Origin of the sequence: Streptomyces parvulus, assembly GCF_014648855.1 — a bacterium.
Lineage (GTDB): Bacteria > Actinomycetota > Actinomycetes > Streptomycetales > Streptomycetaceae > Streptomyces > Streptomyces parvulus.
In genome coordinates, this window is the sequence record NZ_BMRX01000016.1 from 149,610 (window position 1) to 163,379 (window position 13,770).

The window sequence follows — 13,770 nt, forward strand, 5'->3', positions numbered from 1 at the left end:
GGGGACACGCGTGGCAGCCGGGGCCGGAGGGGGGCTCCGGCTGCCGTACGCACGACGGGCCCGAGGACCGCGCGGGCCGGGGGACGTGGCAGGGGCGGCACGGGGACGGGTGGCCGGCGGGGGATGCGGCCGGGGAGGGAGCGGGGGATGGCCGGGACGGCCTCGCAGCCGGTGCGGGACGGGGCGAAGGCGGCGCGCGCCGTCTGGTCGCGGGACTTCGCGCTGTTCTTCACCGCCCGGGCCGTCGCCCGCCTCGGCGACACCATGCTGCCCGTCGCCCTCGCCGCCGGCCTGCTCCAGCACGGGTACGGCGCGGGCGCGGTCGGCCTCGCCATGGCCTCGACGGCCGCCGCCTTCGCCGGCCTGGTCGTCTTCGGCGGGGTCCTCGCCGACCGCTTCAGCACCCGCAGGCTGATGATCGGCGCCGACCTGGTGCGGCTCGGCACCCAGGCCCTGGCGGCCGTCCTGTTCTTCTCCGGGCACGTCGTGCTCTGGCAGATCTGCGCCATCGGGTTCGCGAACGGCGTCGCGAGCGCCGTCTTCCAGCCCGGCGTCGCCAGCACCGTGCCCCGGCTGGCCGCCGACATCCAGGGCGCGAACGGCGCGATACGCGTCGCCGAGTCCGCCGCCCAGCTCGCCGGGCCCGCCGTGGCCGGCCTCCTGGTCGGCTTCGCCTCACCCGGCGGGGTCTTCGCCGCCCACGCCACCACCTACGCCGTCAGCGCCGGATGCCTGCTGCTGCTCCGGCTGCCGCCGCTCCCGCCGGGCAGCCGCGCCGCGTCCGGCCACGGAACCAGGGCCTTCCGCGCCGACCTGGTCCAGGGATGGCGGGAGTTCCTCGCCCGCCGGTGGCTGTGGAGCGTCATCGCCGTGTGGTGCGTCTACATGATCGCCGTCTGGGGGCCGACCGTTCCCCTGGTCGCCACCGAGGTGGTGCGGGAGCACGGGCCGCGCGCCTACGGGCTGGTCAACTCCGCCCTCGGGGCGGGCACCGTCGTGGGCGGCCTGCTCGCCCTGCGGCTGAGACCGCTGCGGATGCTCCGGGCCGGCGCGATCGCCCTCGTCGGTTTCGCCGCCTTCCCCGCGAGCGTGGGTGCCGGGCTCGGCGTTCCCGCGATGGCCGCCGGTGCCGCCGTCGCCGGCGCCGGGATGTCCTTCTGGGGCGTGATGTGGGCGACCAGCGTGCAGACCCAGGTCCCGCCGGACGTCCTCAACCGCATCCACGCCTACGACGTCGCGGGCTCGCTGGCGATGATGCCGGTCGGGCAGGCACTCGCGGGACCGGCCGCCGCGGCCCTCGGCGCCGGCCACGTCCTGCTCGGCGCGGGTGCGATCAGCTTCTTCGTGTGCGCGTCCCTGCTGCTGATACCGGCGGTGCGCGGGCTGGTGCGGGTGGAACCCGCCGCCGCGGGCTCGCGCGGCACCCCGGCCGCGACCGCGCCCTCCAGCGCGCGGAAGTGCTGACAAGGCCGGCCCGCGCCCCGGAAAAGCGATGCGCGACCACCGGCCCGAGTGCGGTATGGTTTTCCTGCGCGTTCGGCCGGGGGAAACCCCAGGTCAGACGGGCAACGGGACGTGGCGCAGCTTGGTAGCGCACTTGACTGGGGGTCAAGGGGTCGCAGGTTCAAATCCTGTCGTCCCGACACGGCGAAGGGCCTTCGCGGACACTGTCCGCGAAGGCCCTTTTCGCGTGCGGGCGAGGTGGCGGCCGCGGGCCGCCACCCGGGCCTCAGTCCACGCAGCCCACATGCGCCAGCGCCTGCTTCAGCAGCGCGCCGTGCCCGCCGGGCATCTCGCCGCGCACCGCCTCGGACAGCGCCTCGCGCGGGTCGAACCAGACCAGGTCCAGCGCGTCCTGCCGGGGCCGGCAGTCGCCGGTGACCGGCACCACGTAGGCCAGCGAGACCGCGTGCTGGCGGGGGTCGTGGTACGGCGTCACACCGTGGGTGGGGAAGTACTCGGCCACCGTGAAGGGCTGGAGCGAGGACGGCACCCGGGGCAGCGCCACCGGGCCGAGGTCCTTCTCCAGGTGGCGCAGCAGCGCGTCGCGGACCCGCTCGTGGTGCAGCACCCGGCCGGAGACCAGCGTCCGGCTGACCGTCCCGTCCGGGCCGATGCGCAGGAGCAGGCCGACGCTGGTGACTTCGCCGCTGTCGTCGACGCGGACGGGGACCGCCTCGACGTACAGGATCGGCATGCGGGCACGTGCCATCTCCAGCTCGTCGGTCGTCAGCCAGCCCGGCGTGGTTTCGGTCATGTCAGACATCGCTTGATCATACTTTCAGCCGTTCCTGCTTCCCGGGCGGCGCTCCGGGACTGTGACCGGTCCCACGCCGCTCAGCCGTCGTCCATCGCCCCGCCCGGCAGCCGGTAGACCCGGCGCGCGTTGTCCCGCCCGGCCCAGCGGGCCAGGCGCAGCGCGTCCGGCAGCGCCAGCTCGTCGGCGTCCAGCCGTGCCTGGAGCAGCTCCGCCAGACCCTGCCGGAAGGCGAGGGCCCCGAGGTGATGGAACTCGGCCACACCATAGGCGTCGGAGCTGTACAGCAGTTTGCGGAACGGGGTGATCTCCGTCGCCTCGGCGAGGATCGCGCCCGCCCGGGCGGGGCCGACGTGGTGCAGGGTGAGGCCCACGTCGAGGTGGACGCGCTCGAAGACCGCCGACAGGTAGGCCGCCTGGCGCTGGTAGGGCCAGCAGTGCAGCAGCACGACCGGGATCGTGCCGGCCGTCAGGTGCAGCCAGTCGGTGAGCAGGGCCGGGTCCACGCGGTGCATGCGGATGTCGGCGTCGCCGAAGCCGGTGTGCAGCTGGAGGGGCAGGCCGAGGTCCACCGCGGTCCACAGCAGGTGCCGGACGAGCACCGGGTCGTAGAGCCGCCCGCCCCGCGCGAGCCAGGGCCGGGCCGCCCCGGTGACCTCCGCGGGCGAGGGGCGGGCCGGGTCCAGGTCGAAGCCGGTGCGGTAGGCGGCCACCGACTTGACGCCCACCACGCCGGGCCGCCGCACCGCCTCCCACGCCGCCGTGCGGAACGCCTCCGCGTACGCGTCCGGCTCGACCCCGCCGGCCGCCACCGCCTCGGCGACCCCCTCCAGGCGCACCACCTCGTACGCGGTGGCGTCCGCCGCGCGGGCCAGCTCGGCCGGTGCGGTCACCGGGTGCGGGGCGTAGCCCGTGTCCACGCAGAAGACGCCGGTGCCCGCGCCCCGCAGGAACCGCCGGTTCACCTCGGCCGCGCCCAGTTCGGTCCGCCGCGCCAGGTAGGCGTCCGGCGGCGTGTGGCGCGGCAGGTCGAGGAGCGGGGCGCAGTGCCGCCGCACGGCGAGGCCGACGGGGCTGTCGAAGGGGGAGACGCCGGGCCAGGCGTCGCCCTCGGTGAGCAGGGACTCGAAGCCCGCGCGGTCCAGGTCGCCGGTGACGGCACCGTGGCAGTGGTGGTCCACCAGCTCCAGGGCGGCGAGCGCCTCGTGCACGGGTCCGCCGGTCGTCCCGGTCCTTGCGGTCATCTCAGTACTTCCACCGGTAGGCCGCCGCGATCCCGTCGTCGTCCAGTCCGTCGACGGCCTCGATCTCCCCGAGCCGTACGGCGGTCACCGCGTCGGCCAGGACCGGCCCCAGCGCGTTCCGCAGCACGTCGTCGCTGCGGAACGCCGCCACGGCCGGCGCGAGCGAGACCGGCAGCCTGCGGATCCCGCGGGCCTCGGCGTCGGCCGGGTCCAGCCGGGCCGGGTCGCCGGTGGTCTCCGCCGGCAGCGGCGCGGACGAGGCGAGGCCGTCCAGTCCGGCGGCGATCACCGCGGCGAGCGCCAGGTAGGGGTTGGCGGCCAGGTCGACCGGCTTCACCTCCAGGTTCGCCGCCCGGCCCCGCTCGCCGGTGCTCCCGGTGACGATCCGCAGGGCCGCCTCCCGGGTCTCGCGGCCCCACGCGGTGAAGACGCCCGCCCACTGCGAGGGCCGGAGCCGCAGATAGCTGGCCGGGCTCGGCGCGGTGATCGCCGTGAGCGCGGGCAGGTGCTCCAGCACCCCGGCGACGAACGACTCGGCCTCGGCGGTCATGCCGTACCGGCCGGGGCCGCCGGCGTGCAGGTTGGCGCCGTCCCGCCAGGCGGAGAGATGCAGGTGGCCGCCGTTGCCCACACCCCGCCCGGACACCGCGGGCGCGAAGGAGGCCCGCAGCCCGTGCCGCCGGACCACGGCCCGGATCGTCTGCCGGACCAGCACGCTGCGGTCGGCCGCCGCCACCGGGTCCAGGGCGCCCACCGAGACCTCGAACTGCCCCGGGGCGTACTCGGGATGCAGCTGCTCCACGTCCACGCCCTGGGCCGCGAGCGCCGCCAGCAGATCGGCCGCACAGTCGCTGAACCCGACCTGCCGCGCGGCACCGTACGCGGGCCCCGGCACCGCCGGCACGAAGGCGTCGCCGTCCGTGTCGCCGCGGCCCACCGACCACTCGATCTCGAACGCGGCCTTGAAGCGGACGCCGTACCGTTCGGCGGCGTGGGCCACGGTGCGGCGCAGGACGGTCCGCGCGCACGCCGGGTGCGGGCCGCCCTCCTGGGTGATCCGGTCGACGGGCGCCCACGCCCAGCCGGGCTGCGCCGCCAGCACGGTCAGCCGGTCCAGGTCGGGGTGGAGGCGCAGGTCGCCGTCGGGGGAGCCGAGGACGTCCGTGGCGACGATCGAGTCGTCGGCCAGGAAGGTGTCGAACACCGGGGACATGCCCACGCCCCAGGCGGCGGCCGAGGCGAGCCGCGCGGTGGGCACGGTCTTCACCCGGGTGATCCCCGCCGTGTCGACGTACGCCAGCACCACGCCGTGCACGTCCCGGCCGGACAGCTCGCCGCTCAGCGCGGCGGCCCGCTCGGCCTCGCCGGGACGCCCGCCGGGCACGGGGTCGCTCTCGCTCACGTCTCGGGCTCCTTCACGCCGCCGTCCGCCGGCCACCATTGTGCGCGCCCGGTGATCACCCTGTCCGGGTTTCGCCGGATCCGTGCACACGGCGCCGCCCCGCACCGCGCCGGAACGCGGAACGGGGCGGGACGCGGGGACGGTCCGCTCAGGTCATCGGGGTGGGCTGCGGTGAGGGGGTGCCGCCGTCCAGGACGGTCTTCAGGCGGTCGGTGCCCTGGCGCACCCCCTGCTCGACGGCGTCGGCCTGGTCGCCGTCGAGCCCGCCGCCCGTCACGGTGAGCGCGGAGGTGCCGACGCGTACGACGGCCACGTCCAGGCTGAGCGTGGCCGGACTGCCGTCGCTCGTCCCCTGCACCGTCACGCGCAGGCCGTCCCGGGCGTCGCCCACGTCCGGCACCGAGGCCTCGGTCACCTGGACGGTGCGCTTCTCGCCGCCCGAGTCGGTCGCGGTGAACTGGTCGCACTTCTGGGGGAGGGAGGCCATCCACTCCAGGCGGTCGTCCAGCCCGGCGCGGTCGTAGTCCGCGACCTGGTCCAGGAGCCGGGAGTCGCCCTGCTCGAACCCGGTGACCGCCGACGGGCCGGACGGCTCGCCGAGGAGCTTCTCGCCGTAGAGCCCGTCGAGGAGTTCCTGGCAGTCCGAGGCGTCCGTCTTGGCGGTGAGGAAGTCGGACACGTCCACCTCGCCGACGAGCAGCTGGTCGCGCCACTTGTCCGCGTCCTGGACCTGGTTCCAGTCGCCCTCCAGGTCGCCCTCGGTGAGCAGGGCCGCCTTCGCACCGGACTCGGTGAGGGCGGCCGGGCCGGTGCTGGGGGAGCCGGTGGGCTGGGCGGCGGGGGCGCGCCCGGCGGGGGAGGCCGTTCCGGCCCGCTCGGCGGCGTCCCGGGCCGCGCCGGACCCGCCGGAGCCGTCCGAGCAGGCCGCGGTGGTCAGCAGCGCGCCCGCCGCCAGGGCACAGGCCGCGAGACGGACGGGACGGGACGGTCGACGGCTCATCGCGGGACGCCTCCTGGGACGGGGAACGGTCTCCCCAGCGCATCACCGCGGCCCCGCCCCCACCAGCGCTCGGGGCTGTTCGGGTGAGCCGCGGACGACGTCCGGCCGGCGTTCAGCCGGCGCGCTCCAGGGTGTCCTCGGCGACCCCCTTGTCCACCGCGGCGCGCACCAGCGCGGCGGCCAGGACGGCGGGTTCGGTCTTCCCGGCGAGATCCAGGAGGCGGTCCGGATCGGACGGCAGACCGAGCCGCCGAGCGCCCTGGAGGGCCTTGGGGTCCAGGGTGGGGCCCGCCTCCGGCCAGACGAGCTGGGCCTCGCGCAGGAAGATGTCCACGCCGGTCGGGCCCACCCCGGGGAACTCCCGCAGCAGCCGCCGCTCCCGGTCGAGGTCGCCGCCCGCCTCCTTCCGCAGCCGCCGCAGGTCACCGCCCCAGCGCTCGGTCAGCAGTGCGGCGGCCTCGCCGAGCTGGGTGGCCGTGCGCTCGTCGTAGCGCCGGTAGCCGCCCCGGCCGAGGGCGTCGACCCGCTCCTGCCAGTCGGCGGCCGCCATGCGGCGGGGGTCGCGCAGCCCGGCGTCGTACAGGGCGCGCGCGGTGGCCACCGCGATGGAGCCCCGGATGCGGGCGCTGAGCAGGTGGGAGAGGACCAGCAGCCGGTACAGCGGCTGCGGGGTGTCCCGGAGCCGGATGCCCGCCTCGTCGGCGTAGGTCCGCCCGTGCGCGTCGACGAGCGCACGCACGATCCGCCGTTCCCCGGTGCTCACGGCCTACGGCTTCAGCGGATCGTGGCCGACCGTCATCAGGCGGTGCCGCAGGGCGGTGTCGTCGGACCGGGGCTCGTTCTCCAGGTCCGCCCGCGCCTCCACGGTCTCCACGACCTCGCGCATCGCGTCCAGGTCCTCCTCCGTGAGGTCGGTGCGCCGCTTCTGGAGGATCGACAGGACGTGCCGCCCGAGCGGGGGCCCCGCGTCGTCCGGCAGCGGTTCGGTCAGCTCACCGGAGTCGCGGACCCGGAGCCAGTCCGCCAGCTCGGCGGAGGTCATGTTGACGACGCGGTGGAAGTCCTCCCACAGCGCGTCGAGTTCGAGGGCGTCGGCCATGAGGTGCCCCTCAGATCGTCGTGCGGGTGTGCGCAGGCGCGGGTGCCCGTGCGGCCCGGGAGGCAAACACGCCGTCCGGTCAGCGGGGGAGCACGCCGTCCAGGAAGCGGGTGAGGTCGGCGAAGACCTCGGCGCGGTTGGTCTCGTTGAACAGCTCGTGCCGGGCGCCGGCGTAGATCCGTTCCGTGAGGCGGCCGCCGCTCAGGGCCTCGACGCCGGGGCGGCTGCCCGGCAGGGGCACCAGCCGGTCGTCGTCACCGTGCACCCAGAGCAGGGGCAGCGGGCCGACGTCGCCTTCCTCGGCGACCCGCTCCAGGGTGCGGACGAAGGCCTCCAGGGTCGGCCGCTTCATCGGGCCGTGCCAGACCAGCGGGTCCGCCGCGTACGCCGCGCCCACCGCCGGGTCCCGGGAGAGCGAGGCCGGGCTGATCGGGGTGTCGGGGATCTCCGGCAGGGCGAGCAGCCGGCGGGGCAGCTCCCAGTCGCCGATGACCGGTCCGGACAGCACCAGCGCGGCCGGCTCGCCCGGGTGGCGCTGGGCGTAGCGGGCGGCGATCAGGCCGCCCATGGAGTGGCCGACCACGACGAGCGGCAGGCCCGGGTGGGCGGTGCGGGCCAGCGCGGCCACCGCGTGCACGTCGGTGACCACGTCCTCGAAGTCCTCGACCAGCACCCGCTCGCCCTCGGAGCGTCCGTGTCCGGCGTGGTCGGCGCCGTAGACCGCGGCGCCGTGCCCGGCCAGGACGCCGGCCACCTCCTCGTGGCGGCCGACGTGCTCGCCGTAGCCGTGCACCAGCAGCGCGACGTACCGGGGACGGGCGGCGGACCACTCGCGGGCGGTGATCCGCCCCCGCGTTCCGGGCAGGTCGTGCTCGCGGGCCTCGGCCATGGCTCCTCCGGCTGCGTCGGTGAAGGTCACCGGAGGATCTTCCCAGGGACCCGCCCGGCGGTCTATAGTCCAAAACTAGCAGTGCTAATTAAGGTCGTACGCCCGCTGCCGGCGGCGGTGTGCCGTCGGGTGGCCGGGCGACGAAGGTCAGGAGTCCCCACGTGCGTCCCGTCCACTTCGCGGCCGCCCGCCGCACCCCGATCGGCAAGCTGCGCGGCGCCCTGTCCTCCGTGCGGCCCGACGACCTCGCCGCCGCCGTCATCCGGGGCCTGGTCGCCGACGTCCCCGCGCTCGACCCGGCCCGCATCGACGACGTGTACTGGGGCGCCGCCAACCAGGCCGGCGAGGACAACCGCAACGTCGCCCGCATGGCCGCCCTGCTCGCCGGGCTGCCCGACAGCGTGCCCGGCGCCACGGTGAACCGGCTGTGCGCCTCCGGCCTGGAGGCCGTCACCACCGCCGCCCGCACCGTCGCGGCGGGCGAGGCCGACGTCGTGCTCGCGGGCGGCTCGGAGTCGATGAGCCGCGCCCCGTTCGTGCTGCCCCGCCCCGACGAGGCGCTGCCGCACCGCATCGAGACCGCCGACACCCGGCTCGGCTGGCGCCTGGTCAACCCCGCCATGAAGGACCTGCACGGACTGCTGGCGATGGGCGAGACGGCCGAGGAGGTCGCCGGGCGGTACGGCATCGGGCGCGAACGCCAGGACGAGTTCGCGCTGCGCAGCCACCGGCTCGCCGCCGAGGCCCGCAAGAACGGGTACTTCGACGACGAGCTCCTCCCCGTCGAGCGCCCCGACGGCGTGGTCGTCGACAGCGACGAGTGCGTCCGCGAGGACACCTCGCTGGAGAAGCTGGGCCGCCTGGGGCCGGTCTTCCGGGCCGGCGGCACGGTCACCGCGGGCAACGCCTCCCCGATGAACGACGGCGCCGCCGGACTCCTCCTGGTCAGCGAGGAGGCGCTGAACGACCTGGGCCTGGAGTCCCTGGGCCGCTATGTCGCCGGCGCCTCGGCCGGCGTCCACCCGGACGTCATGGGCCTCGGCCCGGTCCCCGCCACCCGCAAGGTCCTCGCCCGCACCGGCTGGAGCGTCGACGACCTCGCCGAGGCCGAGTTCAACGAGGCGTTCGCCGCCCAGGCCCTCGCCTGCGTCGACCAGCTCGGGGTCGACCCCGAGCTGGTCAACCCCACCGGCGGCGCCATCGCGCTGGGCCACCCGCTCGGCTGCTCCGGCGCCCGCATCCTCACCACCCTGCTCCACCGCATGCGCCGCACGGGAGCGGCCCGCGGGCTCGCCACCATGTGCGTCGGCGTCGGACAGGGCAGCGCGGTGCTGGTCGAACGGCCCTAGGCCGGTCCGGCACCCCTTTCGCAGAGCCGCAGCAAGGAACGGAGCACCACCCCATGGCAACCCTCTCCGTCGCCGCCGTCCTCGCCGAGAACGCCCGGCGCCGACCGGACAAGGAGGCGCTGGTCGAGGGCGACCTGCGGCTCTCCTTCGCCGAGGTCTGGCGGCGGGCACGGGCGCAGGCCGGCGCCCTGGCCGGCCTCGGCGTCGAGCCCGGCGACCGGGTCGCGCTGATGGCGCCGAACACCGCCGACTTCCCGCAGGCGTACTACGCGATCGCCGCGGCCGGCGGCGTCGTCGTGCCGGTGCACCTGCTGCTGTCGGCCGGCGAGGTCGAGCACGTCCTGCGCGACAGCGGCGCCACCCTGCTGCTGTGCCACCCGGTCCAGGCGGAGACGGGCGCGGCCGCCGCGCGGGAGACCGGCGTACGGATGATCACCCTCGGCGAGGAGTTCGGCGCGCTCGCCGACGGGGCCGAACCGCTGACCACCTACGTGACGCGCGACGCCGACGACCCGGCGGTCGTCTTCTACACCAGCGGTACCACCGGCGTCCCCAAGGGCGCGGTGCTCAGCCACTTCAACCTGGTGATGAACGCGACCGTCAACGCCTTCGACGCCAACGACATCCGTCCCGACGACGTCGCGCTCGGCGCGCTGCCCCTGTTCCACGCCTTCGGGCAGACCGTCTCCCTGAACTCGACCTGGCGGGCGGGGGCCACCCTCGTGCTGCTGCCGCGCTTCGACGCCGCCCGCGCGATCGAGCTGATGGTGAAGGAGGGCGTCAACACCTTCCACGGGGTGCCGACCATGTTCGTCGCCCTCGCCGCCGCGTCGGCCGACGCGCCCGCCCTGCCGGACCTGCGGGTGTGCGTCTCCGGCGGGGCCTCGCTGCCGGTGGCGGTGCTGGAGCGGTTCGAGGCGGCGTTCGGCGCGCGCGTCCACGAGGGATACGGGCTGTCGGAGACCTCGCCCGCGGCGGCCGTCAACCAGCCCGTGTTCGGAACCAGGCCCGGCACCATCGGCCACCCCCTGTGGGGCGTGGACGTGGAGATCGCCCGCTCCGACGTCGAGGGCCGCGTCGTCCTGCTGCCGCCCGGCGAGCTGGGCGAGGTCGTCGTGCGGGGCCACAACGTCTTCTCCGGCTACCTCGGCCGCCCCGAGGCCACCGCCGAGGCACTGGTGGACGGCTGGTTCCGCACCGGCGACCTCGGCACCAAGGACGACGAGGGCTTCCTCCGGATCGTCGACCGGAAGAAGGACGTCATCATCCGGGGCGGCTACAACGTCTACCCGCGCGAGGTCGAGGAGGTGCTGATGCGCCACCCCGGCGTCGCGCAGGTGGCCGTCATCGGCCTCCCGGACGACCTGCACGGCGAGGAGGTCTGCGCCGTCGTCGTCCCCGCCCCCGGCACGGCACCGGACCCCGCCGGGATCACCGAGTGGTCCAAGGGACACCTCGGCCGGTACAAGTACCCGCGCCGGGTGGAGTTCGCGGACGCCCTGCCGCTAGGGCCGAGCATGAAGGTGCTGAAGCGGGAACTGCGCGCCCGCTACGCCGGCCACGCCCAGGGCTGAGGACCGACTGACGAGACGGTGCTCACGGCGGGCGCTTGAGTGCGCATAGCATCGGTGGCCGCAATGGACACGATGACACTCTGGCACCTCACCGGCTGGGAGTTCGCCGCCCTCGCCTTCGCGGCCCTGCTCGTCGGCTTCTCCAAGACCGCCGTGAGCGGGGCCAATACGGTCAGTCTCGCGATCTTCGCGGCGGTCCTGCCCGCCCGCGCCTCGACCGGCATCCTGCTGCCGGTGCTGATCGCCGGCGACGTCCTGGCCGTCCTCACCTACCGGCGCCACGCGCACTGGCCCACGCTGTGGCGGCTGTTCCCCGCCGTGGGCGTGGGCGTGGCCGTCGGCACCCTGTTCCTGGTGTGGGCCGACGACGCGGTCGTCCGGACCTCGATCGGCGTGATCCTGCTGCTCATGGCCGGGGTGACGGTGTGGCGCCGCAGACAGGCGGAGGCCGCGGACGCGTCCCGGGCCTCCGACGCCTCCGACGGGGGCGGCGCCTCCTCCCGGTCCGGCCGGGTGAAGGCCCGCTCCTACGGTGTCCTCGGCGGATTCACCACCATGGTCGCCAACGCCGGCGGCCCGGTGATGTCGATGTATCTGCTCTCCGCGGGCTTCCGCAAGCTCGGTTTCCTCGGCACGTCCGCCTTCTTCTTCCTGATCGTCAACGTCTCCAAGGTGCCCTTCAGCGCCGGCCTCGGACTGATCGACGGCCGGTCCCTGCTCCTCGACGCCGTGCTCGTCGTGTTCGTGGTGCCCGGTGCCTTCCTCGGCCGGTGGGCGGTGAAGCGGATCAACCAGCGCCTGTTCGAGCGTCTGGTGATCGCGGCGACGGTCGTGGGCGGTCTTCAGCTGTTGTTGACCTGAGCCGCCGCGGAAGCCCGTTGCTCAGGTCCTCGACCAGCAGCCGCTTGGCGATCGAGTCGACCGCGGCGCGCAGATCCGCGCCCGAGGGACGGCCGATGTCCTGCTCCACCCGGTGCTCCAGCCAGGTCGCCCAGGCCCGGCCGATGACCAGCGCCTCGCGCGCGCCCGCCTCCGTGTGCGAGAGCAGGGAGCCGTGCCGGGTCAGGAAGCCCTCCTCGACCATGCGGTCGAAGACCGGCAGCAGCACCTCCGGCGGCAGCCGGCGCCGGGCGGCGATCAGGCCCAGGCTGGCGTGCCCCACCAGGCGGGTGAACAGCTCGACCTGCATCACCGCCCAGGCGCCCGCGACGTCGAGCCGGGTGTCGCTCTCCGCGATGATCCGGCGCGCGGTGTCCAGCTCCGTACCCCCGATGATCTTCCCGACCGAGGACTCCAGGGTGCGCCTGCTGTCGGCGCCGTGCGGGGACGCGAAGCCCTCGCCCATGTCGGTGGAGCCCGCGCGGGCGCTGTCCCGCAGCTGGACCTGCTTGAGGAACAGGGCCACGAGGAAGCCGACCGCCGCGATCGGCACCGTCCACAGGAACACCGTCTGGATGGTGTCCGCGTACGCCCCGACGATCGGCGCCGACGTCTCGGCGGGCAGGCTGTGCACGCCCTCCGGACTGGTCGCCGCCCGCCCGATCGACGACGGGTCGGCGCCGCCCGTGCGGGCCGCCTCGGCGACGCCGTCGCGCAGGTTGGGGCCGAGGGCGTTGGCGTAGATGGTGCCGAACACGGCGGTGCCGAAGGAGCTGCCCAGGGTGCGGAAGAAGGTGACGCCTGAGGTCGCGGTGCCGAGGTCGGCGTAGTCGACGGTGTTCTGCACGGCGATGGTCAGCACCTGCATGGACAGGCCGATGCCCGTGCCCAGCACGAACATGTACAGCGACTCCAGGCCGGCGCCGGTCGACGGGCCCATCAGCGACATCAGGTACAGGCCGACGCCCATCACGAGGGTGCCGGCGATCGGGAACAGCCGGTACCGTCCCGTCCGGCTGACGACGCTGCCGCTGAAGACCGAGGCGATCAGCAGCCCCGCCACCATGGGCAGCGTGCGGACGCCGGAGACGGTGGCGGAGTCGCCGTCGACGTACTGGAGGTAGGTCGGCAGGTACGTCAGCGCGCCGAGCATCGCGAAGCCGACGATGAAGCTCAGCACCGAGCAGACCGTGAACACCGGGTTGGCGAACAGCCGCATCGGCAGCATCGGTTCGGCCGCGCGCAGCTCCACCAGGCAGAACAGCGCGAGCGCGACCAGTCCGCCCGCGAACAGGCCGAGGATCACGCCCGAGCCCCACGCGTACTCGTTGCCGCCCCAGCTGGTGGCCAGGATCAGCGCGCTCGCGCCCACCGCGACCAGCGCGATGCCCAGGTAGTCGATGACGGGCCGGACGGCCGACTTCACCACCGGGATGGTGCGGGCCGCGGCGATCACGACGACGATCGCGATGGGCACGTTGACGTAGAACGCCCACCGCCAGGAGAGGTGGTCGGTGAACAGCCCGCCCAGCAGCGGTCCGACGACCGTCGCGACGCCGAAGACCGCGCCGATGGCGCCCTGGTACTTGCCGCGCTCGCGCAGCGGGATCACGTCGGCGATCAGCGCCATCGCCGTCACCATCAGGCCGCCCGCGCCGACGCCCTGCATCGCCCGCCACATGATCAGCAGCAGCATGTCGGTCGCCAGCCCGCACAGGAACGACCCGGTGATGAACACGATCGCCGAGACCTGGAAGACCACCTTGCGGCCGAACAGGTCGCCGAACTTGCCGACCAGCACCGTCGCCACGGTCTCGGCCAGCAGGTACGACGTCACCACCCACGACTGGTGCGAGGCGCCGCCGAGGTCGGACACGATCGTCGGCAGCGCGGTGCCGACGATCGTCTGGTCGAGCGCGGCCAGCAGCATCCCGAGCATGATCGTGACGAAGACGACGTTGCGCCGCCGCCGGTCCAGGACGGGCGGCTGTGCGGCGGTGGTCCGCGGCGCTTCCTCGGCGACTGTCACGAGGTCACGATCACACCCGTGCAGCCGCCACGCATGCGGGGACGGTCC

The 13,770-nt window shown here is 74.8% G+C and carries 12 protein-coding genes and 1 tRNA gene; 5 read left to right on the plus strand and 8 right to left on the minus strand.

What is annotated here, in order from left to right:
* Window positions 1-147 precede the first annotated feature (147 nt).
* A complete protein-coding gene (locus IE108_RS28900; protein WP_064730870.1) occupies window positions 148-1,464 on the plus strand; it encodes an MFS transporter in 1,317 nt (438 codons plus the stop codon).
* Between the two features lie 105 nt (window positions 1,465-1,569).
* Window positions 1,570-1,643, plus strand: a tRNA-Pro gene (locus tag IE108_RS28905).
* Window positions 1,644-1,729: 86 nt separating this feature from the next.
* Here the strand turns inward: IE108_RS28905 and IE108_RS28910 are convergent.
* From IE108_RS28910 to IE108_RS28940, 7 genes are all read right to left on the minus strand, one after another.
* Window positions 1,730-2,257, minus strand: a complete 528-nt coding sequence (locus tag IE108_RS28910; protein ID WP_064730871.1) for an NUDIX hydrolase family protein — start codon at window positions 2,255-2,257, stop codon at window positions 1,730-1,732.
* Between the two features lie 80 nt (window positions 2,258-2,337).
* Window positions 2,338-3,501, minus strand: a complete 1,164-nt coding sequence (locus IE108_RS28915; protein ID WP_064730872.1) for an amidohydrolase family protein — start codon at window positions 3,499-3,501, stop codon at window positions 2,338-2,340.
* Window position 3,502: 1 nt separating this feature from the next.
* Window positions 3,503-4,903, minus strand: a complete 1,401-nt coding sequence (locus tag IE108_RS28920; protein ID WP_107420329.1) for a glutamine synthetase family protein — start codon at window positions 4,901-4,903, stop codon at window positions 3,503-3,505.
* A gap of 148 nt (window positions 4,904-5,051) precedes the next feature.
* Window positions 5,052-5,903 carry a hypothetical protein gene (locus tag IE108_RS28925; RefSeq protein ID WP_064730874.1) on the minus strand — a complete coding sequence of 284 codons (852 nt, stop codon included), beginning with the start codon at window positions 5,901-5,903 and terminating at the stop codon, window positions 5,052-5,054.
* 112 nt (window positions 5,904-6,015) lie between these two features.
* Entirely contained in the window at window positions 6,016-6,666 is a 651-nt protein-coding gene (locus tag IE108_RS28930; RefSeq protein ID WP_064730875.1) for an HhH-GDP family DNA glycosylase, read from the minus strand.
* 3 nt (window positions 6,667-6,669) lie between these two features.
* Window positions 6,670-7,002 (minus strand): DUF3140 domain-containing protein, encoded by a 333-nt coding sequence (locus tag IE108_RS28935; protein ID WP_064730876.1) that lies wholly within the window; start codon window positions 7,000-7,002, stop codon window positions 6,670-6,672.
* Between the two features lie 79 nt (window positions 7,003-7,081).
* Window positions 7,082-7,891: an alpha/beta hydrolase gene (locus IE108_RS28940; RefSeq protein WP_064730877.1), complete on the minus strand. Its 810-nt coding sequence runs from the start codon at window positions 7,889-7,891 to the stop codon at window positions 7,082-7,084.
* A 161-nt stretch (window positions 7,892-8,052) separates the two neighbouring features.
* Between IE108_RS28940 and IE108_RS28945 the strand changes: the two genes are divergently transcribed.
* From IE108_RS28945 to IE108_RS28955, 3 genes are all read left to right on the plus strand, one after another.
* Entirely contained in the window at window positions 8,053-9,240 is a 1,188-nt protein-coding gene (locus IE108_RS28945) for a thiolase family protein (protein ID WP_064730878.1), read from the plus strand.
* A gap of 53 nt (window positions 9,241-9,293) precedes the next feature.
* Window positions 9,294-10,814 carry a long-chain-fatty-acid--CoA ligase gene (locus IE108_RS28950; protein ID WP_064730879.1) on the plus strand — a complete coding sequence of 507 codons (1,521 nt, stop codon included), beginning with the start codon at window positions 9,294-9,296 and terminating at the stop codon, window positions 10,812-10,814.
* Between the two features lie 63 nt (window positions 10,815-10,877).
* A complete protein-coding gene (locus IE108_RS28955) occupies window positions 10,878-11,675 on the plus strand; it encodes a sulfite exporter TauE/SafE family protein (RefSeq protein ID WP_064730880.1) in 798 nt (265 codons plus the stop codon).
* Here the strand turns inward: IE108_RS28955 and IE108_RS28960 are convergent.
* Window positions 11,602-13,722, minus strand: coding sequence for an MDR family MFS transporter (locus IE108_RS28960; RefSeq protein WP_064730881.1), 2,121 nt, complete (start codon window positions 13,720-13,722; stop codon window positions 11,602-11,604). The genes IE108_RS28955 and IE108_RS28960 overlap by 74 nt on opposite strands.
* Window positions 13,723-13,770 lie beyond the last annotated feature (48 nt).